The sequence below is a fragment of the Peribacillus sp. NPDC056705 genome (assembly GCF_043656335.1).
Map to the genome: position 1 here is coordinate 84,555 of NZ_JBHTYI010000013.1, position 25,307 is coordinate 109,861.

General features: G+C 35.9%; 25 protein-coding genes and 4 pseudogenes. 5 read left to right on the forward strand and 24 right to left on the reverse strand.

The window, feature by feature from the left end; genetic code table 11:
• Positions 1 to 358: 358 nt before the first annotated feature.
• Together ACFRAK_RS16765 and ACFRAK_RS16770 are read right to left on the reverse strand one after the other, a co-directional pair.
• Positions 359 to 736 (reverse strand): FAS1-like dehydratase domain-containing protein, encoded by a 378-nt coding sequence (locus tag ACFRAK_RS16765; protein ID WP_394572108.1) that lies wholly within the window; start codon positions 734 to 736, stop codon positions 359 to 361.
• 461 nt (positions 737 to 1,197) lie between these two features.
• On the reverse strand, positions 1,198 to 2,574 hold the full coding sequence (locus tag ACFRAK_RS16770; RefSeq protein ID WP_394572109.1) for an aminotransferase-like domain-containing protein: 1,377 nt from the start codon (positions 2,572 to 2,574) through the stop codon (positions 1,198 to 1,200).
• Positions 2,575 to 2,732: 158 nt separating this feature from the next.
• Here ACFRAK_RS16770 and ACFRAK_RS16775 point away from each other — a divergent pair, with 158 nt between their 5' ends.
• On the forward strand, positions 2,733 to 3,635 hold the full coding sequence (locus ACFRAK_RS16775) for a DMT family transporter (protein WP_394572110.1): 903 nt from the start codon (positions 2,733 to 2,735) through the stop codon (positions 3,633 to 3,635).
• Positions 3,636 to 3,769: 134 nt separating this feature from the next.
• A pseudogene (locus ACFRAK_RS16780) lies at positions 3,770 to 4,020 on the forward strand (FMN-binding negative transcriptional regulator); the annotation flags it as partial.
• 255 nt (positions 4,021 to 4,275) lie between these two features.
• On the opposite strand, the gene ACFRAK_RS16785 reads toward ACFRAK_RS16780, so the two are convergent.
• Positions 4,276 to 4,491 (reverse strand): hypothetical protein, encoded by a 216-nt coding sequence (locus ACFRAK_RS16785; RefSeq protein ID WP_230303433.1) that lies wholly within the window; start codon positions 4,489 to 4,491, stop codon positions 4,276 to 4,278.
• A 248-nt stretch (positions 4,492 to 4,739) separates the two neighbouring features.
• Positions 4,740 to 5,009, reverse strand: a pseudogene (locus tag ACFRAK_RS16790) (alcohol dehydrogenase); the annotation flags it as partial.
• Positions 5,010 to 5,697: 688 nt separating this feature from the next.
• Here ACFRAK_RS16790 and ACFRAK_RS16795 point away from each other — a divergent pair.
• Positions 5,698 to 5,997, forward strand: a complete 300-nt coding sequence (locus tag ACFRAK_RS16795) for a hypothetical protein (protein WP_387594768.1) — start codon at positions 5,698 to 5,700, stop codon at positions 5,995 to 5,997.
• A gap of 229 nt (positions 5,998 to 6,226) precedes the next feature.
• Positions 6,227 to 6,547, forward strand: a complete 321-nt coding sequence (locus ACFRAK_RS16800; RefSeq protein ID WP_387594766.1) for a hypothetical protein — start codon at positions 6,227 to 6,229, stop codon at positions 6,545 to 6,547.
• A gap of 506 nt (positions 6,548 to 7,053) precedes the next feature.
• Here the strand turns inward: ACFRAK_RS16800 and ACFRAK_RS16805 are convergent.
• A complete protein-coding gene (locus tag ACFRAK_RS16805) occupies positions 7,054 to 7,623 on the reverse strand; it encodes a cupin domain-containing protein (RefSeq protein ID WP_387594763.1) in 570 nt (189 codons plus the stop codon).
• A gap of 857 nt (positions 7,624 to 8,480) precedes the next feature.
• Here ACFRAK_RS16805 and ACFRAK_RS16810 point away from each other — a divergent pair.
• Positions 8,481 to 8,675, forward strand: a complete 195-nt coding sequence (locus ACFRAK_RS16810; protein WP_394572111.1) for a hypothetical protein — start codon at positions 8,481 to 8,483, stop codon at positions 8,673 to 8,675.
• 871 nt (positions 8,676 to 9,546) lie between these two features.
• Here ACFRAK_RS16810 and ACFRAK_RS16815 read toward each other — a convergent pair.
• The 19 genes and pseudogenes from ACFRAK_RS16815 to ACFRAK_RS16905 all read right to left on the reverse strand — a co-directional run.
• Positions 9,547 to 9,888 carry a thioredoxin family protein gene (locus ACFRAK_RS16815; protein WP_387594754.1) on the reverse strand — a complete coding sequence of 114 codons (342 nt, stop codon included), beginning with the start codon at positions 9,886 to 9,888 and terminating at the stop codon, positions 9,547 to 9,549.
• A 2-nt stretch (positions 9,889 to 9,890) separates the two neighbouring features.
• Entirely contained in the window at positions 9,891 to 10,868 is a 978-nt protein-coding gene (trxB, locus tag ACFRAK_RS16820; RefSeq protein WP_394572112.1) for a thioredoxin-disulfide reductase, read from the reverse strand.
• A gap of 704 nt (positions 10,869 to 11,572) precedes the next feature.
• A complete protein-coding gene (locus ACFRAK_RS16825) occupies positions 11,573 to 12,154 on the reverse strand; it encodes a cysteine dioxygenase family protein (protein WP_394572113.1) in 582 nt (193 codons plus the stop codon).
• A 143-nt stretch (positions 12,155 to 12,297) separates the two neighbouring features.
• Positions 12,298 to 12,414, reverse strand: a pseudogene (locus ACFRAK_RS16830) (aminotransferase class I/II-fold pyridoxal phosphate-dependent enzyme); the annotation flags it as partial.
• A gap of 156 nt (positions 12,415 to 12,570) precedes the next feature.
• A complete protein-coding gene (locus ACFRAK_RS16835; RefSeq protein ID WP_192204155.1) occupies positions 12,571 to 13,314 on the reverse strand; it encodes an amino acid ABC transporter ATP-binding protein in 744 nt (247 codons plus the stop codon).
• 20 nt (positions 13,315 to 13,334) lie between these two features.
• Positions 13,335 to 14,018 carry an amino acid ABC transporter permease gene (locus ACFRAK_RS16840; RefSeq protein WP_387594745.1) on the reverse strand — a complete coding sequence of 228 codons (684 nt, stop codon included), beginning with the start codon at positions 14,016 to 14,018 and terminating at the stop codon, positions 13,335 to 13,337.
• A 12-nt stretch (positions 14,019 to 14,030) separates the two neighbouring features.
• Positions 14,031 to 14,852, reverse strand: a complete 822-nt coding sequence (locus ACFRAK_RS16845; RefSeq protein ID WP_387594743.1) for an amino acid ABC transporter substrate-binding protein — start codon at positions 14,850 to 14,852, stop codon at positions 14,031 to 14,033.
• Positions 14,853 to 14,957: 105 nt separating this feature from the next.
• Positions 14,958 to 15,497 (reverse strand): annotated as a pseudogene (locus tag ACFRAK_RS16850) (DUF4372 domain-containing protein); the annotation flags it as partial.
• Between the two features lie 152 nt (positions 15,498 to 15,649).
• Positions 15,650 to 15,922: a helix-turn-helix domain-containing protein gene (locus tag ACFRAK_RS16855; protein WP_387596023.1), complete on the reverse strand. Its 273-nt coding sequence runs from the start codon at positions 15,920 to 15,922 to the stop codon at positions 15,650 to 15,652.
• A gap of 425 nt (positions 15,923 to 16,347) precedes the next feature.
• A complete protein-coding gene (locus ACFRAK_RS16860; protein WP_394572114.1) occupies positions 16,348 to 17,505 on the reverse strand; it encodes a trans-sulfuration enzyme family protein in 1,158 nt (385 codons plus the stop codon).
• 932 nt (positions 17,506 to 18,437) lie between these two features.
• On the reverse strand, positions 18,438 to 18,575 hold the full coding sequence (locus ACFRAK_RS16865; RefSeq protein ID WP_167555975.1) for a hypothetical protein: 138 nt from the start codon (positions 18,573 to 18,575) through the stop codon (positions 18,438 to 18,440).
• An 859-nt stretch (positions 18,576 to 19,434) separates the two neighbouring features.
• The gene (locus ACFRAK_RS16870) at positions 19,435 to 19,614 is read right to left on the reverse strand and encodes a YjcZ family sporulation protein (protein ID WP_387594737.1); all 180 of its coding nucleotides are present in this window, start codon (positions 19,612 to 19,614) and stop codon (positions 19,435 to 19,437) included.
• Positions 19,615 to 19,737: 123 nt separating this feature from the next.
• A complete protein-coding gene (locus ACFRAK_RS16875) occupies positions 19,738 to 19,950 on the reverse strand; it encodes a hypothetical protein (RefSeq protein ID WP_394572115.1) in 213 nt (70 codons plus the stop codon).
• 784 nt (positions 19,951 to 20,734) lie between these two features.
• Positions 20,735 to 21,100, reverse strand: coding sequence for a hypothetical protein (locus tag ACFRAK_RS16880; RefSeq protein ID WP_394572116.1), 366 nt, complete (start codon positions 21,098 to 21,100; stop codon positions 20,735 to 20,737).
• Positions 21,101 to 21,389: 289 nt separating this feature from the next.
• Positions 21,390 to 21,641 (reverse strand): hypothetical protein, encoded by a 252-nt coding sequence (locus ACFRAK_RS16885; protein WP_387708149.1) that lies wholly within the window; start codon positions 21,639 to 21,641, stop codon positions 21,390 to 21,392.
• 1,101 nt (positions 21,642 to 22,742) lie between these two features.
• A complete protein-coding gene (locus tag ACFRAK_RS16890; RefSeq protein ID WP_387594734.1) occupies positions 22,743 to 23,411 on the reverse strand; it encodes a DUF2642 domain-containing protein in 669 nt (222 codons plus the stop codon).
• A 15-nt stretch (positions 23,412 to 23,426) separates the two neighbouring features.
• Positions 23,427 to 24,782: an arsenic transporter gene (locus ACFRAK_RS16895; protein ID WP_387594731.1), complete on the reverse strand. Its 1,356-nt coding sequence runs from the start codon at positions 24,780 to 24,782 to the stop codon at positions 23,427 to 23,429.
• Positions 24,775 to 24,906: a hypothetical protein gene (locus tag ACFRAK_RS16900; protein WP_387594728.1), complete on the reverse strand. Its 132-nt coding sequence runs from the start codon at positions 24,904 to 24,906 to the stop codon at positions 24,775 to 24,777. Before ACFRAK_RS16900 ends, ACFRAK_RS16895 begins: the two co-directional genes overlap by 8 nt.
• A 35-nt stretch (positions 24,907 to 24,941) precedes the next feature.
• The coding region (locus ACFRAK_RS16905) for a hypothetical protein (RefSeq protein ID WP_394572117.1) at positions 24,942 to 25,307 on the reverse strand (366 nt) is incomplete at its 5' end.

The following is a 25,307-nucleotide window of genomic DNA, read 5'->3' on the forward strand; positions in this document are numbered from 1 at the left end:
CGCTTCTAAATTATTTTTCTAAGTTAGAAGCGTTTGGAACACCGAAACATTTTTCAATTGTCTAAGGTTTTTAGTCAATTGACTCACCCTCTCTAAACCCCTTAAAAAATTTATCAAACCATCATATCAGAACCTCTCCTTATAAACAAGCTAATTTTCAAAAAGATTTATTTATATGACTTTATTGTCATCACAGTTTTTGTCATGTGTATTTATTCCAATAAAAAAAACATCCTCGACAGGATGCATTAAAATTACTAAAACACATTAAAAGCCACAAGTACCCTCGTAACGAATGATTTTTTCTTTCTGCTATCGGCGGGTTAGGGGCTATGGAAGCCGTTCTAAATATATTAGTTTATAATATGACTCCCGCAAAGCTTCCTCTTAATACTTGCTCCTCATTCTGGTTTGTGCATAGGAAAGTTGCCAAAATAGATATTCTACCATTATCTTTCTTTTCAAACTTTTCGATCGTTACTTCACATATTATTGTATCTCCTGTAAAAACTGGTTTAATAAACTCAAAATTCATGGTACGAGCCAGTACATTGTTTTCTCCACCAACTTTTGTTGGTAAACAAGCAGTCAACAACCCTTGAATAACAAGTCTTCCCTGTTCATCAGGAGTAATATGGTGATTCCCCTCATCCCATGATACTTTTGTGAACAATTCAACATCCTCTTTAGTGAAAGTCCGTTCAAATGTAATAATATCCCCTACGTTTAAAGACAACTTTATTCCCCCTTTTATTTTTATGCAACTATAATCGTGTAGAATGAAACGATTGCCGCCATGGTAATTCTTGAAATTTTTTTAGTTTAGATATTCGTGGTAGCGTCTAGTGTGAAATCATTTAAAATGCTGTAATATTTACCACTTTTCATTTTAAATGTGACATATATTCAAATGCCGTTATTCAATATACGCCTTTAAAACAATAAAACAGTAAATTAAAAAAGGTGTAATATTCATGAGGAAAATTCCTTTCAAGTAACCCATATATTACATCTTAAAATAAATTGATATATAGTATATTATTGCAGGATTATTAGGATAACTTCACAGAAAACATATCATTATGATTCAAAAAGAACATAGCTTAATTTTTCTAAGTTACATAATCAACCGTTTTGATAATGCTTGGAAATCCGTATAATCCTCAGATGCTGCCCTCTATAAAAAACTTACCCATACTATATGCGTAAAAAGTTATTTGGATAAACATGTTTTTTTCTATTTTCAATTAAAGCAATACAGTAAGCCAATCGCTCTACCCCTAGTTTAATTTGACTCTCGTTCACTTGTGAGATGCATAATCGAACGAGATTTTCCTTTTTATATTCTGCTAAAAACATTCTAGAGGCATCATCAACATATATATGCTGCTCGTTTAACATATGAACCACCTGTTTTGCTTTCACATTTTCGGGCAAACTGATGGAAAGATAGAAACCGGAAGTCGGTTTTGAAAAAGAAGTATTGGCCGGCAGAAATAATTGACATGCTTCTTGAAGGATTTGCATTTTAGTCCTATATAGCTCTTTAACTTTTTTGAGATGGCTATTAAACATACCGCTCTTTAAATAGATTTCCAGCGCACCTTGAGAAAGAGCTGAACTATTAAAATCCGAACTGAATTTATATCGTATGAAATTGTTAATCATTAATGCAGGAAGAACGACAGTACCAATCCTTAACCCAGGGAGAAAAATTTTCGAAAGGCTTTTAATATAAATCACTCTCCCAGAGGGATCAAAAGAAAATAATGGATCTGATTTTGGATTTGGATCAAGGTCTCCTAATATATCATCCTCCACTATATATACATCGTATTTTTCAGCTAACTCCACGATTTTTTTCTTTTCGCTATTCGTATAACAATGTCCTAGTGGATTGTGAAATCTAGGGATAATATAGAAAAATTTTATATCATTATTTCGAAAAATGTATTCCAGACGATCAAGATCAATCCCTTCCATTGATAATTCAATTCCAAAGGTAGTAGTTTGGTGTAGATTGATTGACTCAATGAATCCGAAATAAGTAGGCTGTTCAATTAGAATATTGTTTTTTCCATTTGGAAATGGCATAGACACTAATAAATTAAGGGCTTGCTGGGAGCCAGATACAACGACTAATCTTTCTGGTTGAGTGAAAACCTGTAAATTTTGCAGATATTTCACCAACTGTACTCGTAATGAGTAAAGCCCTTGTTGATCAGAGTATGTAAAAAGCTCTTCTTTATAATGGTCAATTGCTTGATTCATACAATGTTGAAATTCCACATAAGGCATAACATTTTTATCTGGACCTGCAGACAAAAAATCAATTACCCCATTTTCTTCCGGCGCTTTTTGGTATTCATTCACAACATAGTAGCCGCTTTTAGGAACAGAATAAATTAAATGCTCTTTTTCAAGTTCTACGTATGCCTTAATGACCGTATTTTTGCTACATGAAAAATACTCAGATAACTGACGAACAGAAGGCAGTTTACTGCCAGCAATTAGCGAACCATCTTCTAATCGAAGCTTAATGTCTTCCATTATCTTTATATATTTTGAATTCATTTAATGCCCCCCTCCAACTGTACCAGGACAGATAGGTAAAAAAATGGTTTATTTTTATTGAATGGAATCATAGTATGTTAATTATATCAAAACTGTTTTTAAAATAAGAAAAAAAACGGTACAGATGGGTACAAAGTATAAATGGGAGGCTAGAGAAGATGCGGGGAGTAACAAGGGAAAAATTCGGATTATTATTAGGATTAGTGGGGGTCATTTGTTTTAGCTTAACACTTCCTTCTACAAGTATTGCAGTAGAATATTTTGGGACTACGATTGTTGGTTTAGGAAGAACAGTTGTAGCCGCTATTTTAGTAGCCGTTGTACTAATTGTTCGAAAGGAAAAACTACCTTCTCCTCACCAATTCAAACGACTACTCATTGTTGCTTTTGGTGCAGTTTTAGGATTTCCTCTCCTCACTTCTTGGGCAATGGAATCCTTGCCTGTTTCTCATGGAGCTGTGGAATTAGCTCTGTTACCGTTAGCGACAGCCGGATTTGCTATATTTAGGGCAGGTGAATTCCCCTCTCTCAAATTCTGGATTTCAAGTATGTTCAGCTCTTTAGCGGTAATTATGTATGCCCTTCATCTTGGATTCGGCCAATTGCAATTTGCCGATTTAGCTTTACTGGCAGCAGTGATCATTCTGGGACTTAGCTACGCAGAAGGGGGAGAATTAGCGAAAGAATTAGGTAGCTGGCAAGTGATTGCCTGGGCAATTATGATTGGTGCTCCATTTTTCATTATTCCAGTTGGGCTGAATCTGACAACTGAAATGCTTCATGCCCCAATACAAGCTTGGATTAGTTTTATTTATCTCGCAGTGGTTAGCCAATTTCTAGCATATGTTGCTTGGTATAGCGGAATGGCTTTGGGCGGGATAGCAAGAGTTAGTCAGATTCAATATTTACAACCATTTTTGATGATTCTATTTGCAACAGTATTTCTAGATGAATCCATCACAATTTTCACTCTTGTAATAGCAGTGATTGTTGTCTTTTCTGTTATATTAGGCAAAAATGCTCCCGTATCAAAAAACGGAGCTGTATCAAAAAAAAGCTAACTCAATGAAAGTTAGCTTATAGAAGACTAAATTTTATAGATGAGAAGTTGTCGACTTATCTTTTGAAAAACATCAAAATTCATACCGTCTTAGTAATTTTCCTGACCTGCATTGTTATACAGCAGCGCCCACATGAAATGCTATCGAAGTACGAAGCTCCTGACAGTTCATACAGTTTGCAAGATGTAGATGCTGGGTTTCTCGCTGGTATGAACAAAGGAGTTCAAGGATGCAAAATAAAAAGCAACAAAATGAAGGGAAAGCTAAGTTTAGTCAAAATCATCCATTGCAAAGACAAAAGTTAAATGTTAACCAACTGGAACAAATTCCAAATGCGAATGAGCAACAGATTTCACTATTAATGAAATCAAATCTAAAAAAATAACATGAATGTTACTGCACTAACGGGAGTGTTGATCACATAAGGATTAACGCTCTTTTCCTTTTTGCACATTAGGAATCTTCTGGCTTAAATTTCATTTTGTAAAATACTTATTTGTAAAAGCTTTAATATTCTTTGGTCTTCCATATCTCTACTTCTTAGCTTCACTGGCTTTTTAACCGGTTTCTTTTTCTCATCATGGATCATCGTTCTCACCCCAATGAAAAAAGCACCCAAATTAATGGATGCCTTCTCCTTTTATTCATCAATTTTGACTTCTTTCAATAGATCATTTCTATATGAAATTGCATCTCGTTCAAAAACTTTTTTAAACCTATCTTCGTACTCTTCGCGGGTTATTAGTCCTTTTTCACCCAGCAATTCTACTATAGCTCTAACCCTTACTCTACTGGACACTAATTCGTTTGTCATATTGGATAATAAAATACTGATTTTCTCATAATCATCATTCATTTTTTCATCCCCTTTGTTTAACTAATTTGACAAAAGGGACAAATTCCCTGCAAAGAAAAGCACCCCAAATAATAGATGCTGTTTTTCATTAGGGAAAACATATAAAATAAGGGTGCGCTGTCAGTTCCTCTTTTACACCCTCATTTAACCATGAGTCATCATAGCACCCACCACAATCACACCCGATTATGAAAAACTTTATTGTTCTTCCGCTGTCTTACAGGCAGTTTAGATCGTAATTTAGCAACTTAGATTGTACTGGTGTCAATAACAAATCGATACTTTACATCTGATGCTAAGACACGCTCATATGCTTCATCAATTTGATCAGCAGAGATTACTTCAATCTTTGGAAAGATATGATGTTTTGCACAGAAATCCAACATTTCCTGAGTTTCACGTTTGCCACCAATCGCGGAACCTGCAAAAGAACGGCGATGACCGATAAGGGATATCACGTTAAGGGACAATGGCTCTCCAGGAGCACCGACATTCACCATAATGCCATCAAGGTTTAGTTATTCCATTGGTTCTTTTGTCTTTTTTCGTATAAAACCTATATTAGATAACTAATTAAAATAACTAAAGTCGCTATTGCTCCCTAAAAGATTGCCGGTAATAAAAAAGGGTTTTTACGATTGTTAATTAGAGAATAAGGAAGTTATAAAATACAGGGAAAAGAAAATCATTATATTACGATACACAAAAATTCCTCCTTTATCCATATGTTCCTCTTTTTATAAAAATTTTAAATCGTTCGAATTCCAAGTATTACATTATAATTCTTCATCGCTATGATTTACTTTTTGGGGTGTAGGCGTTAATGTAACCGGATATATTCACAACAAAAGTGATATGGATGCGACAGATAATCAGGTTGCAGCAGAAGATAATAAATGTTTAGGTACATTAATACTCATCTCTGACGAATTCACTACTGTTCAATCTGGCAATAAGAGTAGCATTGACCTAGGGTTTCCTTCATTCCCGAGTAATATGATTAAAGAAATAGATCACGCAGAAATTAAAGCATTTCTTTATTAATTTTTGAAGAAAAACAATGAACATAAACATCAAGGCTTACTTAAAGGAACAAGATGTTTACAGAGTAGAAGTTTCCATTACATATCCTAGGTGTGAACCTAAACATCCGCCTTTTCTTTGCATACTCTATATCAATGAAGAATAGGGGAGGAGCCTCAAAAAATGTATTATATATACACAGATGAAGATATAAATTTAAACGATATAAGAAGACGTATTGGTTTTGGTGGTGGAGGTCACTTTGGAGGTTTTGGGAGGCCTTTTGGGTTCGGGAGACGACCTTTTGGGTTTGGGAGACCATTTGGTTTTGGGTTTCCTTTTTTAGGTGGTCTCGCTGCCGGAGCTTTGCTTGCAGGACCTTTTTATGGGGGCTATGGTGGGTATTATGGATATGGATATGATGGATATGGATATCCAGGCTATGCACCATATCCGGACCCATATTTATATTACACTTATTGAGAAAAAAAGTATGCGACTAATAACAAGAACGAATTTGGATTTGTAAAGATAATCTACTTTAAAAGCCCTTCTCACATTGAGAGGGGTTATTGTAAATGTGTTAAATGTGGTTCGTAACAGGAAATATAAAACATAAATAATGTTGGTATTCCTAGGTAATAACCTAAACTTCTTCCTTACCTTTGCATACTCTAAATCAAATTGAAAAACAGGGGTGAGATTACTTGGAATGTGTGAATTAAATGCAGATATAAATATAGTTGATTTAAGGAGAATTACTTTAGGTGTTATTGGTCCCATTGGAGGGGTTGAACACATTGGTAGTGTTGGACATGTTGGTAGTATTGGGCATGTTAGTCCGGTTGGTAGTATTGGATATGGTGGTCCCATTGGAGATTATGTTGGTATTGGTATTAGCTATGGATTTCCTTTCGCAGGGGAACTTGCTGGTGGAGCATTTCTTTCAGAGCCCTTTTATGATGGAATTGGTGAATATGGATACCCCGGATATGCTCCATATCCAGATTTTTTTTCATACTATACTTTTTGAGAAAAAAAGTTAGTGACTAAGATCAAAACGAATAAGAAAAATCCCTCCTTAGCTTGGCTTGATCTACCTATTTATATTTAAATATATTAAATGATTTAATACATAGAAATGTCATTTTAGTGCAAATTTCAACAATCTATGGTTCTTGTAAAATACTATAAACTTTGGATAGGTCATCCAGACGCTGGTCCAGTAGTAACCCAAACTTTCACAGGGAGTTTCAGTAATAAGACACCAACAAAAAGTTCACTATATCTCGTTTAGGTCTTAAAGACTGGAACAGTAATCCAGTTAGTTTACAAGTTAATATGCCTATCACGAATTATGGTGATTGGGAAGCCAAATTATTAACGTATATCATTAATGAAATAACATTCAATCGAATAATACAAAAATGCCCCTCTCGATTCGAAAAGGGCTTTTATTAATCCTTAACGATTACACTAATGATATCACTGAAGAATATACTCAAAGTTAAGGAGATGGGTATTTTTTAAAGGTTTGATCTATTGCCATATCCGATGCCCTTCTTCCGAAGCCAATGCATTTGCTTTGGTAACATGAACAGTGCCAAATGGATGGTTAGGAGGAGCATATATCGAATAAAGTTTTAGAGGAATGTTACCAGTATTGGTTACATTATGCCATGTGCCAGCAGGTATCATTATTGCAAAATCATCATGGACGTTTCGTACAAAGTTTAAATTATCCTGTCTATTCCCCATTTGAACAACCCCTTGACCTTGCTCAATACGCAAAAATTGGTCAACATTAGGGTGAATTTCCAAACCAATATCTTCACCAGCTTTAAGACTCATCAGTGTAACTTGCAAATGTTTTCCTGTCCAAATAGCAGTACGATAGGTAGTGTTTTGTTTCGAAGCCTCGTTGATATTTACTACAAATGGTTTTGGTCCATAATCTTTAGCCTCAGTATGATTTCTTCCGTTTGATGTTTGTAAAAAACCCAATTGATTAGCATTATTAACACGCCTATAATCAGGATTTCTCATAGGTACATTAACATAATAAGGATTTTGATATTCATAGGGATGGATATAAGGAACATAATACATTTTTCTCAATCCTTCAGTTTTTAAAATTATCTTATGCACTTATTGAGTAAATGTACTATTAACAGAGCCATAAATAAAAAAACCATCTCGATGAAAAGGGATCGATGGTTTTATTCCGAGGGTTATTGAGAATGTATTCCTTCAATTAATTTTTATTTATCGCAAAAATGTATGCCTAGGATGTATTCATAATAAAAAGCCGCCCAATGAGATGAACAGCAACAAAAGCAAGAGCAACTTCAAGCTCAACTTCAAGCCCAGGCTCAACTTCAGGCCAAGGCTCAAAATGATACCGATACTATTTCAAACGTAGGTAATCCAGTTGTGAATGTAAATGTATCCTATGATACTCTCTAGTAATATCAGTTAGTGTCATAGTGAAATTAAATGCCGGAGATAGCGTAAACGTTTTTGCTTCAAGTACAACTCCGGATGTCCTTTTGCCAAGGAAAGCAACTCGCTTGAGTGAGCTAGATCCCCAAAGGCTTAAATATGAGTAATGTTACAGACTACCTGGAAAAGTTGGTTATAGCAGGGAGTGCGGTAGAGGTACCTACATTCACTCCAACTACCATTCCGGTTTTTTTTGCATCTAGATTTTGGGTTTATGCCAATTAAAGAACATTAAATATGAAATATGTTCAGAAAGACAGCGTTGCTATAACTTCTGATGTTTACGCACATATAAGCAAAAAACTCGAAAAGAAAACGTAGACAAGTTTGAGGAATACACCAAAGGAAATCATTGATTAAATTTTTTTGTTGAATTTGGTGGGCAAATATCAATTTCATTTATATAACTTAGATTTGCCCAACAAATAATAAACCCCTGACACCAGAGGTGCCAAGGGTTTGAGATGCAAACAGCTAATGCCATCATTATTCAACCTGTGAAAGAGTCCAAAAAGTGTCCGGCCATTAAAACAACTACTTCTTTCTTAAAACAAATTATTAAAAACAATAAACGTAAAGCTGTAGCACATTGGGTTGTAGCGATACTAATAAAGTCAATTGGAGCGTCAGCTGTTGCAAAACTGGCTGGTTTTAATTGAGCTTATGTAAAAGATGGTTTTAATTAGGCAGTAACTCTAGGACAAAAAAACGATCTTATATTTATAGAGATTGCTTTTATATATTCTAACGAGGTGTATGGTCTTGAATATGACCTTCTTTCTCGAGTGATAAATCAATAAAGAGAACTGATGTAATATATCAAGTTCTCTAGTAAAAATTTTTTCTATATTCTTTTTTTGTTATATGAGAAGAAATTTATAGTGGAATCATAAAAAATCAGTCCATACTGAACCTTCCCATTATTCTTCCTTATCATTATTCTCTTGGTTATTCATTTCTGAAATTCGTCTTTGATTGGCTTTCGTCTAGGCATTCACATGGTTTGCATCATTTTGTTTATTTTTTTTAGAACCTCTTGCATCATTACTCATACTTACTCACCTCCCGCGGCAGCTTATATATATGCTAGCTTACTCTTGCCTCCAAATTTTATACGCCTTTTTGGAATCGTTTTGTTGTTTTCATCCTCTGTTCCTCCTGACAAACCATTAAGACGCGTAAACTGTTTTAATCCTGTATATCTAACTTTATTAAGTAATAGATCCAATTCATGGCTATATTCAATCGTTCATGAATCTCCAGTCCATACTTTAATGCCGATGTCTCCATTTTGGATTTTAGATCATTTTATTCCTTCACATATTTCATAGGTTCCATTTCTTATCCCCCTTGAAGCAAAAAAGGTCATACAATACTCATCTACTACATGCACAAAGTCTCCGTGTTATTCGAACTTTAAAAACTGTATAGTTTCTATGAAAAAATAGTTGATAAGATTGTCGATACTAAAAAGAGGCCAATAAATATTGAGTGACTGCTCAATATTTATTGGCTCCATGCAAGGATTTTCTATCCTAGTTTTCCACTTGCCTCTACAATTTGATTAAGAAACTGTTCAACCTCTTCCTGACTTTTTCCAAGTTTACTTACAAAGCGGTTCAGTTCCTTCCCTTCTTTAAAAACAATAAAGCTTGGGATTCCGTACACATCCAGCTTCTCTAAAACCTCTGGAAAATGTTCACGATTTACCGCAATCATATCTACTTTTTCTCTATACGCTTCTTCCAAGATGGGCATAAATAAATCGGTATGCTGACAGTCTGGGCAATATTCGGCATAGAATTTGGCCATAACCGGTTTTGTTGATAAAATCGCCTCTTCAAACTCTTGTTTTGTTTTAATCTCTTTCATTATTAAAACCCTCCCAATATTTGGTTCTCATTGATAGATTGATTGTTTCCACTACATAATTCACTTGCATCAAGATATTTTTCGCAATCCAGAGCAGCCATACAACCACTTCCCGCAGCCGTAATGGCTTGGCGATATTTATGATCTTGAACATCCCCGCAGGCAAATACACCTGGGATATTCGTTTCGGTTGTACCAGGATTCACCATGATATATCCCATATCGTCCGTTTTGATTTGATTGTCTAAAAATGCTGTGTTCGGTTTGTGCCCAATGGCAATGAAAACACCATCACTTTCCAGAACTTCCTCTTTTCCTGTTTCGCTGTTTTTCACTTTCAAGCCAGTAACGTGTCGATCCCCTGCGATCACTTCTTCAGGAATGGAATTTAAGCTCCACGTAATCTTTGGATTCTTTTTGGCACGGTCTTGCATAATTTGGGAAGCGCGAAGCTCCTTTCTGCGGTGGACAACCCGAACCTCCGAAGCTAACTTCGTTAAAAAATTTGCCTCTTCCATAGCAGAATCTCCGCCCCCGACAACGATAATTTTCTTTCCTCTAAAGAAAAATCCATCGCATGTTGCACAGGTGCTTACCCCACGACCAATATTTTCTCTTTCCCCTGGAATCTCCAAAAGTTTCGCTGAAGCTCCCGTTGAAATGATTAGAGATTCCGTTTTAAGCTCCCCTATTCCTTCCACCGTTAAGGTAAAAGGGTTATTGGAAAAGTCGACTTTTTTAACCCAGCCTCTTTTAAACTTTGCTCCAAAAAACTCAGCTTGCTTTCGCATGTTCTGCATCAACTCTCGTCCCATAATCCCTTCAGGAAAACCAGGAAAATTCTCGACATCTGTTGTCAATGTCAATTGCCCCCCTGGTTCAGGCCCTTCAATGACCAAAGGACTTATGTTTGCACGTGCTAAATAGATTGCTGCGGTTAACCCAGCAGGTCCAGTTCCTAGAATAACGGCTTTATACATCGCTTACCTCCTTATCTCTTAGTCATGAATATTAATTTGCAATATTCGTGCCAATCTTTATTTCCTTGCAAAATCACTATTATTTCAGCCTCTTATAGGTTAATCATTCCTATTTTCTATCACGTTTGAGAAAAATTTTTTCAAGACCAAGAAAACATGTAACAAAACGGTCCAAGAAAGTTATAAAGGAAAGATACAAGATAGTTGTTGTAACACTTGAACAATATTTGCAAATCCATTGGCACCACTAAATCGAATAATGGTACAAAAAGGCAAGAAACATATGGGAAATAGGCATATGGCAATACCGCCAACATTAATGGAAGCTTATCACGACCCAATCATACTCATTTACTCATTCATAAGATATGGAAAAAAGGTGTGTTAGACTATGGGCTGTCTTGAAAAAACATTATGGTCTACCAATGAGACATTTAAATTAAGTGATTGGCGTCTAAATGAATTTGGTTTCCGTAATCATCCTCATCATGTTTACCTTTACCATTTTAATCCTTACCATGTTAATCCTTATTATTAGACGTAAGAGGTAAAGCCATCTTTTTTAAGGTGGCTTTTTATTATGATTAGTTGTAGATCCGCATTTTCTCCATTAAATTCTGAATGTGCCAAAATGAAATTGTGTAGCCCGCCTCTGCTTAGGATGTAAGGACAGACCGGACCACACTTTCACTATTTAATCGATTCTAAGCAGGGGAGTATTCAACCCGCTTTTCTTTTGCAAGATATAGCCCCTCTTCGTCTAAAGGGGTGAATACCCGAAATTTTCTCAATTGCTTTCCATAAACGTGGATCGTGATTGCTGGTTTATTACCTACCCCCTCCAAGATATGACAGTCTGCTGGAGGCAGTAGCTTTCCTGTATTCTGCTCGTTTACAATGATAGTATCAGTATGCTGTAACTTAACAATATTACCCCCAGATAATTCCTCTAATCGTATATAATTAGTCACCTTAACCTTACCCGCTACAACTCCTTCTGCTCCCCATGTATCATCGTGATCATGAAGAGTGGTCTTCTGGCCGGGCTTCCAGACTAGCACGATCACTTCGAAACGATCCTCTGGGTCACAATACAACAGATGCCGCGTGTACCCTCCCTCACTGGGTCTTCTTTTCTCAGAAGGAAGCCATGATTGGGATTGAATTAATTTCCTCACTAACCTTTCTGCTTCCACAACACATTCGTTATCATTCTGACTAAGTTCCACCATAACCGTCATATCTTGAACAAAATTTTTGAAATCATATTCATTCGTGTGATCCATTTTAATTCCTCCCCAATATTCTGATGTTTTACTTTCCTGTATAGGAAAGTTGCTTGACTGCTTGTTCTAACTGTAGTAGAGCTTTTTCCATAGTAGAGCGTGGACATGCGATATTCGTTATCATAAAGCCTTCTCCCCCTAGACCGTGTGAGCTCTTGTCGTGTCCAGATCCTTCCCACCGGATTATGCGGGCTGCAAAGGATTAACATTTTAACGGAAGAATCAATCTGAGCCTCTAAATCTGCAAAATCCATCTCCCAAGTTTGAAAATTTTATCTTAGTTATTCAAAAAAAGATTGCAATTGAAATTTGCAATCCCAGGGTATAAGTTATAAGATTCTGTCGTTCTAACCTGCGGGAAAGTGCCGAGTAACGAGTTTTCCATTTTTCCGCAGCTTGGGGGTACCTGCCCTTACCTATGAACAAAGTCTATTTAAAAATTGTAATGTCCGTTCATGCCCTGTATTTTCAAAAATTTGTTGAGGTGTTCCTTCTTCAACGATTACACCTTTATCAATAAATACGACTTTATCCGCTGCTTCACGCGCAAAATTCATTTCATGTGTCACTACAACCATGGTCATTCCTTCTTTAGCAAGTTCTTTCATGACCTTAAGAACCTCACCAACTAACTCAGGATCTAACGCGGAAGTAGGTTCATCAAAAAGCAGAACTTCAGGTTCCATAGCCATCGCCCGTGCAATTCCTACACGTTGTTGTTGTCCACCGGATAGCTGGGATGGATAGTGGTTCGCCCGTTCCGATAGTCCTACCTTTTTCAGCAATTGAAGAGCCTTCGTACGAGAGGCTTCCTTGTCTTGTTTACGAACATAAACAAGACCTTCCATAACATTTTCAAGTGCAGTCATATGAGGGAACAAATTGTAACCTTGGAAAACCATACCCGTTTGTTGACGGAACTTAATCACCTTATCTTTTGGAACTGGTTTTTTATCCTGAAAATCCAAAGAAAACTTTCCAAGCTTGATGGTCCCTTTTGTAGGCGTTTCCAATAAATTCAGGCAGCGTAACAAGGTTGTTTTCCCTGAACCCGATGGCCCAATAATACAAACTGTATGGCCTTCCTCAATTTTTAGATCGATTCCCTTTAAAACCTCTGTTTGTCCAAATTGTTTATGCAGGTTCTTTATTTCAATCATGTATATTTCCCCCTATCAAATTAGCCCGTCACATAACGGTCGAGCCGTTTTTCCATCTGTCCTTGAGCATTCGAAAGAACGGTACTGAAAATCAAATAAATAAATCCTGCTAGACAATAGAGTACCAATGGTTCATAGGTTGTTGCGGTAATTTGCTGAGCAACTCTAAACATCTCAGTCACCGTAATGGTAGCAGCCAACGATGTATCCTTTACCAAGCTAATAAAACTGTTTGCCAAAGGCGGGACAGATACCCTTGTTGCCTGAGGGAGAATAATTCTTTTTAATGCCTGCGGATAGCTCATCCCAATAGAATAAGCCGCCTCCCATTGACCTTTGGAAATGGAGAGTATAGCCGCACGAATAATCTCTGAGTTGTAGGCGCCAACACTAAGCGTAAAACCGATAATCGCAGCAGGAAGGGGGCTAATCGTAATGCCTATACTCGGAAGGCCATAGAAAATGATAAACAACTGAACAAGCAGCGGTGTTCCCCTAATCACCCATACATAAAATCTCGCAACAGCGTCTAGGAGTTTAATTCCCGAGATTCGAGCTAATGCCGTAAGTAAAGCAAGTAGGAGTCCCAGTAAAAAGGATACTAATGTCAAGGGAACCGTAAACGCAACCCCAGCTTTTAACATCGGGAAAAAGGAATTTACAATGATGTCAAAAATTTGGTCCATTCTTTCATCAGCAAACATGTAGAACCCTCCCTATTTTGAAACATCTTTTCCAAAATATTTTTGTGAAATACTTAAATATTTACCATCCTTCATCATGTCGGAAAGCGCTTTATTTACGGCCTCTTCCAATTCTTTATTCCCTTTTCTCATCATGACCCCCATTTTTGCCGGATCATCAAGTTCTGCGACAGTTTTAACCGGTGCATCAGGTTTTTGCTTTTTGAAATCTAGGTAGGATAGTCCGTCATTTACAACCGCATCCGCACGTTTTGAAAGTAATAAATCAATGGATTGATTAAAACCTTCCACTCCAACGATCTCAGCACCATAAGATGCTGCTATATCTTTATAGTTACTAGTTAATGTCTGAGCTGATTTTATTCCTTTCAAATCTTCAAATGATTTAATCGTATTATTGTCCTTGTGAACAATTAAGAAAGGTTTTGACATAATATACGGCACTGAAAAATCGTATTTTTTCTGGCGGTCAGGAGTAATTCCTACATTATTAGCAATAATATCGAACCGCCTTGAATCGAGTCCTGCGAACATACCGTCCCATTGGGTTTCAATGAATTCTGGTTTCACACCAAGTCTTTTTGCTACTTCCTCCGCGATTTCAACATCAAAACCGGTTAACTTCCCTGAAGAATCATGGTAGCTAAAAGGTGCAAAGGTTCCTTCTGTTCCAATTTTAATGGTCCCACTCGATTTAATTTGCTCTAGTATATCCCTGCTCTCATCTGCCTGTTTGCCGGGTTGACTTGCTGCCTGATTTTCAGCCTTTCCGCATGCAGATAATACAAGTGCTACGAGTATCGAAAAAGCGATGATGATGAAACTCTTTTTCATAAATAATTCCCCCCTCACCAGCGTTGATAAGTAGTGTCATAATTTTCAGTTTAATCACTCTTTCTGTTTGGAGCCAAAAAGGTAAATACCTTATAAAAGGTGGTTCTGTTTGTCCTCTAGCATGATTTCAAGCAGGCCGCGGTCATGTTCTTTGGCAGTTGTCATAACGGCTTTTTCAGGATAGGAAATTCTTTTTTCCATAAACACAAGACGAAGATGCAACTTCACTTCCTCCTTCGTTTTGCGGATTTCTGCCCATTTTTGATTCGTCAAATAGAGTGGCAAAGTGCTTGAATCGATGATTTTTAACGGCATCACAAGTTTCGTATAATGCGTTTTGACATGAATTTGTTACACAAAAAGCCTTTGGAATAGGTCTGGATTCATACATAAACGGCGTGACAACTGAGAAATACTAATAGAATCAAGGTTAATTCCCTTTTGAAGCTGGTCATCGAAAAGACAATCGCCCAGCGCATGAAGGCTTTCGACTTCTTCTAGCTACGCAAAAGGCAGTAATTTTAAGAACGACTCCGTTGTTAATTTTGTCGTATAGTAATCTAATTTCATCATTTTCACCTGTTCCTCGAATAATTGAAAATTTATTGGTGAAAACCAAAATACAACACTAGTGTCCCCCTGCATTTTCAAAAAAATGGATGGTTTACAGATTTCCAGTTTCATTATTCCGTATAGTTATAATATTCTGTAAATTTTATCTATACTTTTCAAATGGACTCCACCTCCTCCTTTTCGTTATAATATTATGCAAGGGTTGTGCCAAAATAAAATCCTTGTTAATTCAACATTCCTACTATCGAACTAGTTGATAAATTCCCATTTCCGCGACGAACATGGTGATAACCTACCGATCCGAACTGTTTTTCGGTTCCCAAATTCGGAAAAGATATTTCCAAATATGCGAAATATCCCCTACGGAGACGAAAAAAGATTGCAAATAACATTTGCAATCTCAGGTAAAGTGGATAAACTTTTAGATTGTATCGTTTTAGCTTACGATAAAGTGTCGATAAACTAATTTTTAATTCATCCGCAACTAATACAAGGATTTTCCTAACATTGAAAACATCTCATATACTGGTTTATTCCGTTCTTCAATGACATGATTTAATTCTAAAACCAGTAGGTTTAGAATTTTTACACCTTCTTTATCTACTTGGATTTTTCCAGATCATATTTAACCTAAACACTCAACAAATCTTCCGGTTCAATTCCTATCCCCGCCTTGATTATTCCCGCATGACTGTTACGCTAGAAGCCTCCCCAATTGCGGAAGAAAATCTTTTGACCGACCCTCGAGGATTGATACTGCACTGACTCCATCAGAATTCAGGAGCCTCCCTTTTCCTTTTTTATACATCACTTGCCTCCTTGCTTCGCTAATCTCTTAAATATGGATAGTAATTTGCTATTCATGCCAGCATTATAAATTCCCTTAACCGCAATGAAATTGACAAATCCTACAGCCGTGCCGTTATTCTAATGCCATTTCTAGATCCTTCCATATATCTTCTACATCCTCAATTCCAACCGAAAAACGAACGAGTCCATCATAAAGACCTGCTTTTTCTCTTTCTTCTTTAGGGATTATCGCATGTGTCATCGAAGCTGGATGTTGAATTAATGTACCTACATCTCCTAGGGAAACTGCTAAAGTACTCAGTTTTACAGAATTCATAACTTTAACACCTGTTTCGTATCCCCCCTTCAAGACAAAAGAAATCATTGCTCCAGGACCTTTCATTTGTTTCTCCATAATATTTTTATCTTCAAAACTTGCTAGCCCTGGAAAATAAACCTTCTCTATAGCCTTATGTTTTTCCAAGCGTTCAGCCAAATTTTGTGCATTTTCTTGTGAGCGGTCCATGCGAATGTGCAATGTACGTATCCCTTGAAAGAGAAGCCAGGCATCCATAGGGGCCAAATTTGCTCCCATAGTCTTCTGCACTTCTTTTCTCATCGGATCAATAATTTCCTTGCTGGAAATCACTAGTCCGCCAATAAGATATCCATGACCCGACAAATACTTCGTTGCACTGTGGACAACAATATCAATGCCGCATAGAATAGGATTTTGTAAATATGGGGACAAAAACGTATTATCAACAATAGTTAAGATACCCTTTTGCTTTGCGATCGCCGCTACACTCTTCATATCCACTAAGGAAAGCGTCGGATTAGAAGGAGTTTCGAAGTAGACCACTTTCGTTCTATCTGTAATATGTGGTTCAAGCTCTTTCCCTGTCTTAAACGGTACAAATGTTACATCAATTCCAAATTTCTTTACCGTTTTGGATAGAAATGCGTGCGTCGCCCCATACAACGCTGTGTGTGCAACAACGTGATCTCCTGCCTGCAAAACACCCAAAAGGCAGCCAGTTATGGCAGCCATTCCAGATGAGAAAGCTAAACAACCTTCGCCAAATTCCAATGCCGCTACCTTCTCTTCCAGTTCTCTTACATTTGGATTTCCCAGTCGTGAATACATAAATCCTGAATCTTCTCCTGCGAAGCGTTGTGCTCCTACTTCTGCATTATCAAAAACAAAAGTTGAAGTCATATAAACAGGGGAGATGTGTGAGCCATGCCCTGGATCTTTATTTACTTTTACTAGCTTTGATGAATAGTTCATTATTATTATGCCTCCTAATTTTAGTAATCTGAAATGCTGCCGTTTTATTTCTTCGTTGTATGCAAATCTTTATATGCAAAAATTATGCCATTTCTGTAAACCTTATAAAATCTACAGTTTTAATATTTAAATTCTTTATTTATTTTCATTTTTGGCAAGGTACACTGTAAAACATAGTAATTATCGAAATTACCAATTTAGCAATATTGATAATATTTTTCTAAAATTGAAAAAATTTAGCTACCCTTCTAACTTCTTGGTATTTCATTTTGCAGACAAGTCACTGTCCTTCTCCTGCACTACCTAAGAAAAGGAACCATGCTCAAATATCAGCATGGACCATTGTTATTATTCTGTATTTTAAAAAACTACTCGCCTTTTGCTTTAATGCGGGCTGCCTAATAATTTGCCGACTTCATAGATTTTTTCAAGAAGGCTCCATGCCAATGACTCATACAAATGGGGATTGGGTAGAGATGGAACCTGAAAAGGATGAAGGTGAAATAAGATTTCAAATCGAGCATTTAACCCTAGAAAAAAAAATAAATAAATTATTTTAAAAGAGAACAGAGTTTTTGTAAATGGCCAGTAACAGAGCGTATTTCTGTTACTGGCCTTTTTTCAATTTAAAAACTTCTATATAAGCTAATCTATAAGCATTTTAACTAACTGACGTCATACCTTTTATAAAGGGGGTTCCAACCTACTGTAAGATATCCATCAATTTATAAGATTATGTAAATGAAGTTTATTTGGACGTAATAGGCCTTTAATGTTTGTGGAGAATTACCTTGGATTTGCTTATCTGCCTTATATAAACCCCATACATCAGTTAAGATCATACATGTTTCTTTCCAATCTATACCATATTAATAGACAGTATAGACAAAAGAAGAACTATTATAATAGATTAGTAGATAGTTAAAGATCCTTTATTTCTTATCTCTAATTTCTTCTAAAATTTCTATTACACGATTGTTTTGTTTTTCTATATTCTTTAATCTTTTTTCAATAATACTTGAAGAAAAAAACACAATTAGTATAAGAGCTATTCCCACAAATAATTCCATTTTCTCCCCCGATGAATTCAGTTTATATTTAAGAGTATAACTTTACTAACCTATACTTTCCAGAACCATTATTCAACTAAACTTCCCCGAAGTTCTACAATATAATCAACAACATCCTTTTACAGGGCCTTGATTGTATTTTTCAAACTTGTAAAACGATTTTTAAATAAAATCCACAATAGATTTAATCACTAATTTGAAAAAGTCTAAGATAAAATTCTCAATAGTAGAGATGAGTTTTTTTATAGTGGTAGTAATCGTATTCACTGTATTTTTCATTGCAGCAAATCGATTCTTCACAAAATCCACGATCCACTTAATGACGGTAGAAAAAACATTTTTTATACTGCCCCACATGCCCTTGAATGCATTTACCATTAATTTCGCTAATGATAAATACCTTTAAGCAGCTTACCCCAGAACATTCGCTGCATGAAATTCCAAATAAACTGAATGTAACCTGAAAAGATATTCTTGATTCCTATCCACATTTTTGAGAAATCACCGGTAAACAATCCGGAAAAAACTTGTATTAAACCCATGATGACCTTTCGTCCACCGTCTATTACACCTTTTATATTTCCGACAACTGATTTTACAATTTCTAAAATAACTTTAAACTGTGCGTCTCCCAGGAATTATTTCATGGATTAATCTTATAAAAATGGGCATAAAAAAAGGCAGCAACTTTGTCCGCCTTTTTCTCCTGATTTTGTCCCTGTTTTTATAAAACTAATGAGCCGATTACTTTAAGGCGTAGAATCAGGGAAATACAGATTTACAAAGTTAAAAGTACCCCATCTGAAATAGAAATTAAATAATAAAAGGCTGACCAAAATTAGGTCAGCTTTTGATATTCTTAGCAGCATGCACCATATCCATATGCTGGGGCATATCCACCGCCACCAAAACCACCGCAGAAACTAGCTCCAACAATAATTAAGAGGATAAACAATACAACTAAAAAGGCAAATCCACCACTAAATCCACAGCCTCCGTCAAATCCATCACAACAGCCATCTCTACGACTACCTGACATACAATCACTCCTTATTTTTATAAGGAGGAACTTAAATGGGTTAATTCATTCTATGCTCTAAATAATTTAATGACACAATTAAACAACAAAAAAGACCGAAATAAAAAACGGACTTTCTGCTATTTACATTATCCCTAAGGAGGATGCAATCTGAAAAATTGCAACTTTTTGTAGCCCCATATCCATATAGATAACATTCTGCCCTTCATGGCTCAAATACTTCATTTCAATGAATTTGCGTTCTATTGGGTAAAGGCTATATTCTAAGGCTCTTTCCATTTGAATCACTTTTAATTCCTTTGCTACATCATTCTCTTGGGGAATATATGTCAACAATCCCTTTCTCCTTTAATTTTTTTTTTTTTATTTTGTTGTTGTATCTTCAATGCTTATACAATTTCAGTTCTTTCACAAGGATAGAACTGACCTCTTTTTGATCCAAATCCGGAAAGAACGATAATTGGTTACACATTCTCTCCCCCTCTGGTAGCAGCTAATCTTGCCAAATAGGACGATATCAGTGAGGTGACGATTTTCTGGGAAGCACCTTATCATTTAGAAGGTCAAAATATAGCGAAATTCACTTATACAAGGAAAGGTGAGAATATGATCATTGGTGAAGGCTGGTATGATCCTTCTCTGAGGTAGGTAAGAATGAACATAAATATCAAAGTGTACTTACATTCAAAAGGAACGAAGTTTTTACAATGTGGAAGCTTCCCTGTTCTAAATTCAGACTTTAAATAGGACCCAGACTGGACATCAGCTATTGCGGCATACGAATGGATTCAGCAGATTATAATTAGATTTGCAGCAAGTGAGGATTTCCGAATTGATCAAGTGGTTTATAACGACGATATTGATATTACGGAGTTAGAGTTAGGAAAGCTAAGCCTATACTTTAGAAAAGCCCCTCTCAATTTAGAGAAGGGTTTTCAAATAAGCTAAGGAAATTTTTCTCTACCTGTATGGACATTACTCTGAATTTACTAGCCCTAGCATCAAAAAATTAGACAAACTCACAAACAACTATATATATCAACTTGATAAAAACTGTCAGAGGATTTTATTTGTTTCCTATCTAAGGTTATTGAGCTGTTCGGACCTGTTATTATACTATTTAGGGTTTTATAACTGCTCGCATTGACCCCTCTGCTCTTGTGCTCTCATAATCTTCTTCGCTAACTTCATAGGGTCTTGGTAAAGCAATAACTTGAAAATTCGAGTTAGCTTTTACAAATGGCAGCTTAAATTTAAAAACTTTTCTTTCACCTGGATTCACTAATACATTACCTACTAATTCATTATTTTCAAAAGGAACTTGCTTCCAATTACTTAAAGCAACAATATTGTAGTTTTCTTTTTCCTCATTAATATTTCCGACAGATATATAAATATCTTCCCCACTTCTTTCTGTTGGAAGAATCGTTAATTCCTCTTTTTGTTTACTTATAAATATGGTATCGTTTGGTCCTTCGTTAAACATTTCTTCAGGAGTAAAGGTAGCATTTTTTTTTCTGACTGTTGTTCTTAACCTGAAAGCGCAAAGGTAAAATTTCTTGTAATGAATGCATCTTTGGAATATCTAATTTCTCTGTAAAATAATTAGGTTTTTTAATAACAAGATAATCTATTTCACTTGTATCTTTTTTAACGGAAATACTTGTCTTGAATTCAACGGTTTTATTTGCCCTCGCATTAAAAGGATATACATTGTACTGCTTTCCTTGGACTGTAAAAGGAATTTGTTTAAAGTTATCGAGGACAATTAATGCTTAGTCCCTTTCCACTTCGATAAAATTAGAGTGAGAAAAGGTATACTCGAGCTTATTTTCTTTTGGTTCTAGTATACTTCCGTTATTTACTACTTTATCGATTTCATCTAATAGGCCGAAGGATATGGTGTTAGAACTTTCCTCAAATCCTGGTTGAACTCCTTTTGTATTTTCATTTGTTTTTTCGGCTGATTTATTATCATATAATAACCAACCTGAAATCCCAATAAATAAAATGACCGTTATTACCATAAGTTGTTTTTCATAAAACCCGCTCCCAGAAAAGAAGTTAAGGCTAACTAATGTCAGCCTTAACTTCTTCTATTTATTTAATATTTATCCATAGTTAAATAATACAATATGCCTTTATTAAATTACATTTTTTTACACATACTACAGTATTTATTTATTTCAAAAGATTGATGTAATGAACAAAAGGGCAATGCCCGTTCCGTTTGCAAAACCGGCCTCCCCCCCTTGGATAGGCATGAAGAAGGAATGAAAGGACATATGAATATAATCCGTTGAGATGGGGGGGGGAAAGCCTCCAAGGGCAGCGTGGAAAATGCGTGTAGTATAAATAATAATGGGATTTTCAATAGATCCCTATTTCAATCTTCCCTCATCTTATAATAACGGTCCTATCTCTTTCGTTCATCTAAATCAACCTATACCATGTGATTTGAAATCCTGAGAATAAACGAGTATTCGTGAGCTTTGTCTATAAACTGAGGGAGTTCATTAAAGTTATAGAATGGTTTGTTACTAGTAAATTCCCCGAAATATTTCAACGCTATCCACTTGTTTATAATTAATTCCAAATTATACATGATAAGAAACCAGGATACCCATTAAATATCCCGTAGAAATCGAGTATCTAAAGAAAGACCCTCGGGAAGGGGTGTCACTTATTTCAATTCAACAAAAACTCCCTTGGTTTTCGACCACTCCATGGACAAAGCCAACAGCGATAATCATTATGAGGAAAAAAAAGCGGATTGAACAAATTCCTGATTTTTTACTAAAAGATAAATATGTAAGAAGTGGTTTTTTCGTAAGGCTCTTTTCGTAAAGATTGTTGTTTTTAAAAACTAAACGATTTAAGGTTGATTGGAGCGAAAGTGCGAGACTCCTGCGGGAGCAGCGGGACAGGTGAGACCCCACAGGCGTTTACGCCGAGGAGGCTTACCGCCCGCCCCGCGGAAAGCGAGCATCTGGAGGGGAAATCAACCACACCGCTTTCCTTGGTAAATAGCAACAAAGTATGCGAAAACAGCCTTTCGTAAAGTATTCTCACCTTGTTACGCTTTAGAAAAGGAATATCTAAAAGGCAGCATATTTGCTGCCTTTAATTCAGGGTAGGTGAACTGTTTTAATATGATGAAGATTTAAATATACAAGTTCCTCTCTTGCCGTAATAAGTTCAACAAAATTATCTTCAAACTTATTAATTTGTCCAATTAAATTGGAGTTTTCTCCTATATTAAAAATAATTAAGCTACCGATCAGTTTTTCCACTTGTACGTCAAAGGTTCTTGCCAATGAAATGTTTGAAGGATGTACAGGAAGATCCTTGTTACTTAAACCATAAGGAGTTTGATTGTCTGTGTATGGGATAATCCACTTTAAATGAAATAAAGGTATATACATAGTCTTATAAACTGGTGAATAGAATTCAAAGTAATTATTCATCACCCTTGTTATATAACCGTGTAAAGGCTGGTTACCAGTTACGTATATTTCCGTGAACATCCCTTTCGCGGATAAAAGAATTTTTCGCAGTGATAATTCTTCCTCAGCTTCAATTCCAGGTGAGTCTACAGGAAGGGAAATCTCCTCGTTTTCCGTAGTATTTACTTTGCAATTTTGAATATGAATTATTGGAAGATACACAAAATCCTGCCCATTAAAGATAACCACTACATCAATACCAGTATCAACCAGTGTACCGAAAAAGAATTTTCTTCCTGAAATTTCTATTTTAATTGTTTCTCCTCTGATCTTTTGTAAGATTTTATTCATAATAACCTCTCCTTCCTACTTTAATAACCAAGTGGTCCAAAAATACAGTGAGAGTAAACTTACAATTAACCCTATAGGAATTATCAAAAAGGTAACTCTAAGATACTTTCCCCATGAGATATTGATGGAGTGTTTCTTCAATATATATATCCAAATTAATGTAGCCAGCGTACCAACAGGCGTCAACAAAGCACCTATATCGCTTCCGATCACGTTAGCAAGATAAGCAATTTGCACAAGGTGAGGATCCAATCCCATCTCTGTTATCGACAAAGTCCCTATCATAACTGCAGGAAGATTATTAAAAAAATTGGATAGGATAGTTAATAATATGCCCATGATCATGGTTGCGTGGAATGGGCTGTCCATAATTAAGGGTTTTAAATTGCTGACTATATAATCGTTCAAGCCAACATTCTTCAAACCATATACCAGCACGTACATATTGAAAGCAAATAAAAGAACATGCCAGGGTGTTTTCTTTACAATATCGCTAAGACCAGTTTTGGTTTTATACCATCTCAGTAATATCAAAAGGGACGCTCCAACCAAACCGATCAATTCCAAGGGAACCCCAAATGGTGTAAGTGCGAAGAAGCTCGCCCGAGTTAAAATGACGATTGCAAAACTCATTTTAAACAACTTCCAATCATTATCTTCGGATTGTTGTTTAACATCGAGTGGATGAGTTTGCACATAGCGTGAAAAGGTTTTATCCCATTTTACTGGTACACTGGGGATTTTCCCTGGTAGGTCCTTCTTAAAGTATAGATATAGTAATAACCCGATTGTTAAAATCCCTATCATTGAAGGAACAAACATCATTTTGATATAACTATTAAGGCTCAATCCTACAATCTTTAGTGCAATCAAATTGGAAATATTGCTTACTGCTATTGGGGCACTCGCTGCCGTTGCAATTAAAGCTCCTGATATTAGAAAGGGGGTTTTTTGGTGAGGTTTAATCTTTAGTAACGTTACAATGTGAATAATAATAGGAGTTGTGATAAGGATACTTCCATCGTTATTGAAAAACATTGTCATGAAAAAGCATAGGAGATTAGTATAGGCGAATAATCTAACCCCTGAACCCTTAGACCGGATGATGATATTTAAAGCAACCCACCTAAAAAAACCAATGCTCTCAAGTACAATAGACATCATTATGGTGGATAATATGGTTAACGAAGCGCCCCTGATAATATCAAATATATTTAAAACATCCATCCAAGGAACAATGCCTGCAACTAATACAGTCAAGGCACCTATTGTAGTAGGTATCGTTTCATTAATCCCAAATGGTCTCCATAACATGAGAATAATTGTTAAAGTAAAAATTATTGACATCAAGACAATTTGTGAACTAAGCATTTACCTCCGCCGCCTTGCTTTTGGATGGTGTAATATTTACGGTATCAGGAGTGGTTTGATTTTGAGGTTTTACAAAAAAAGAATAGAAGACTCCCCCAATTACAGAAAAAAACAAAATCATCATTCCATGTCCTCCTTTCAATTAGCCTTGGATTGTATCTAAGGCTTTAACCGTTTTGCCTTCAATTTCCCATGCACTTTTTCAGCAAATTTCATCAATGAACAATAATCGTTTTTTTCATTTCCGCTTTCTGTATACATTTTTTCAGTGGATTTTATTAACTCGTAACATTTCTTATCTATCAGTTTCCTTTTTTCTTTTAAATTATTTTTCTTTGAGGATTGTTCGTTCATTTCTTGAGGGCCTGAGTTCCTAAATTCTTCAGTCAAGTTATCTTGGGTTGCCCCTTGTATATCTTTTTTTTTAGTTTCCGAAGGTTTTTCCTTTTTATTAGTTTCTGTAGATTTCCCCTTCTTATTTTCTTTTTTATTAGTTTCTGTAGATTTTTCCTTCTTATTTTCTTT

Bases quoted from the DNA above. Each gene is read 5' to 3' on its own strand.
- ACFRAK_RS16770 (WP_394572109.1), bottom strand. From the start codon at position 2,574: ATGAATTCAAAATATATAAAGATAATGGAAGACATTAAGCTTCGATTA.
- ACFRAK_RS16775 (WP_394572110.1), top strand. From the start codon at position 2,733: ATGCGGGGAGTAACAAGGGAAAAATTCGGATTATTATTAGGATTAGTG.
- ACFRAK_RS16785 (WP_230303433.1), bottom strand. From the start codon at position 4,491: ATGAATGATGATTATGAGAAAATCAGTATTTTATTATCCAATATGACA.
- ACFRAK_RS16795 (WP_387594768.1), top strand. From the start codon at position 5,698: ATGTATTATATATACACAGATGAAGATATAAATTTAAACGATATAAGA.
- ACFRAK_RS16800 (WP_387594766.1), top strand. From the start codon at position 6,227: ATGTGTGAATTAAATGCAGATATAAATATAGTTGATTTAAGGAGAATT.
- ACFRAK_RS16805 (WP_387594763.1), bottom strand. From the start codon at position 7,623: ATGTATTATGTTCCTTATATCCATCCCTATGAATATCAAAATCCTTAT.
- ACFRAK_RS16810 (WP_394572111.1), top strand. From the start codon at position 8,481: ATGCAAACAGCTAATGCCATCATTATTCAACCTGTGAAAGAGTCCAAA.
- ACFRAK_RS16815 (WP_387594754.1), bottom strand. From the start codon at position 9,888: ATGAAAGAGATTAAAACAAAACAAGAGTTTGAAGAGGCGATTTTATCA.
- trxB (WP_394572112.1), bottom strand. From the start codon at position 10,868: ATGTATAAAGCCGTTATTCTAGGAACTGGACCTGCTGGGTTAACCGCA.
- ACFRAK_RS16825 (WP_394572113.1), bottom strand. From the start codon at position 12,154: ATGGATCACACGAATGAATATGATTTCAAAAATTTTGTTCAAGATATG.
- ACFRAK_RS16835 (WP_192204155.1), bottom strand. From the start codon at position 13,314: ATGATTGAAATAAAGAACCTGCATAAACAATTTGGACAAACAGAGGTT.
- ACFRAK_RS16840 (WP_387594745.1), bottom strand. From the start codon at position 14,018: ATGTTTGCTGATGAAAGAATGGACCAAATTTTTGACATCATTGTAAAT.
- ACFRAK_RS16845 (WP_387594743.1), bottom strand. From the start codon at position 14,852: ATGAAAAAGAGTTTCATCATCATCGCTTTTTCGATACTCGTAGCACTT.
- ACFRAK_RS16860 (WP_394572114.1), bottom strand. From the start codon at position 17,505: ATGAACTATTCATCAAAGCTAGTAAAAGTAAATAAAGATCCAGGGCAT.
- ACFRAK_RS16865 (WP_167555975.1), bottom strand. From the start codon at position 18,575: ATGGAATTATTTGTGGGAATAGCTCTTATACTAATTGTGTTTTTTTCT.
- ACFRAK_RS16870 (WP_387594737.1), bottom strand. From the start codon at position 19,614: ATGTCAGGTAGTCGTAGAGATGGCTGTTGTGATGGATTTGACGGAGGC.
- ACFRAK_RS16880 (WP_394572116.1), bottom strand. From the start codon at position 21,100: ATGTTTAACGAAGGACCAAACGATACCATATTTATAAGTAAACAAAAA.
- ACFRAK_RS16885 (WP_387708149.1), bottom strand. From the start codon at position 21,641: ATGGTAATAACGGTCATTTTATTTATTGGGATTTCAGGTTGGTTATTA.
- ACFRAK_RS16890 (WP_387594734.1), bottom strand. From the start codon at position 23,411: ATGAATAAAATCTTACAAAAGATCAGAGGAGAAACAATTAAAATAGAA.
- ACFRAK_RS16895 (WP_387594731.1), bottom strand. From the start codon at position 24,782: ATGCTTAGTTCACAAATTGTCTTGATGTCAATAATTTTTACTTTAACA.
- ACFRAK_RS16900 (WP_387594728.1), bottom strand. From the start codon at position 24,906: ATGATGATTTTGTTTTTTTCTGTAATTGGGGGAGTCTTCTATTCTTTT.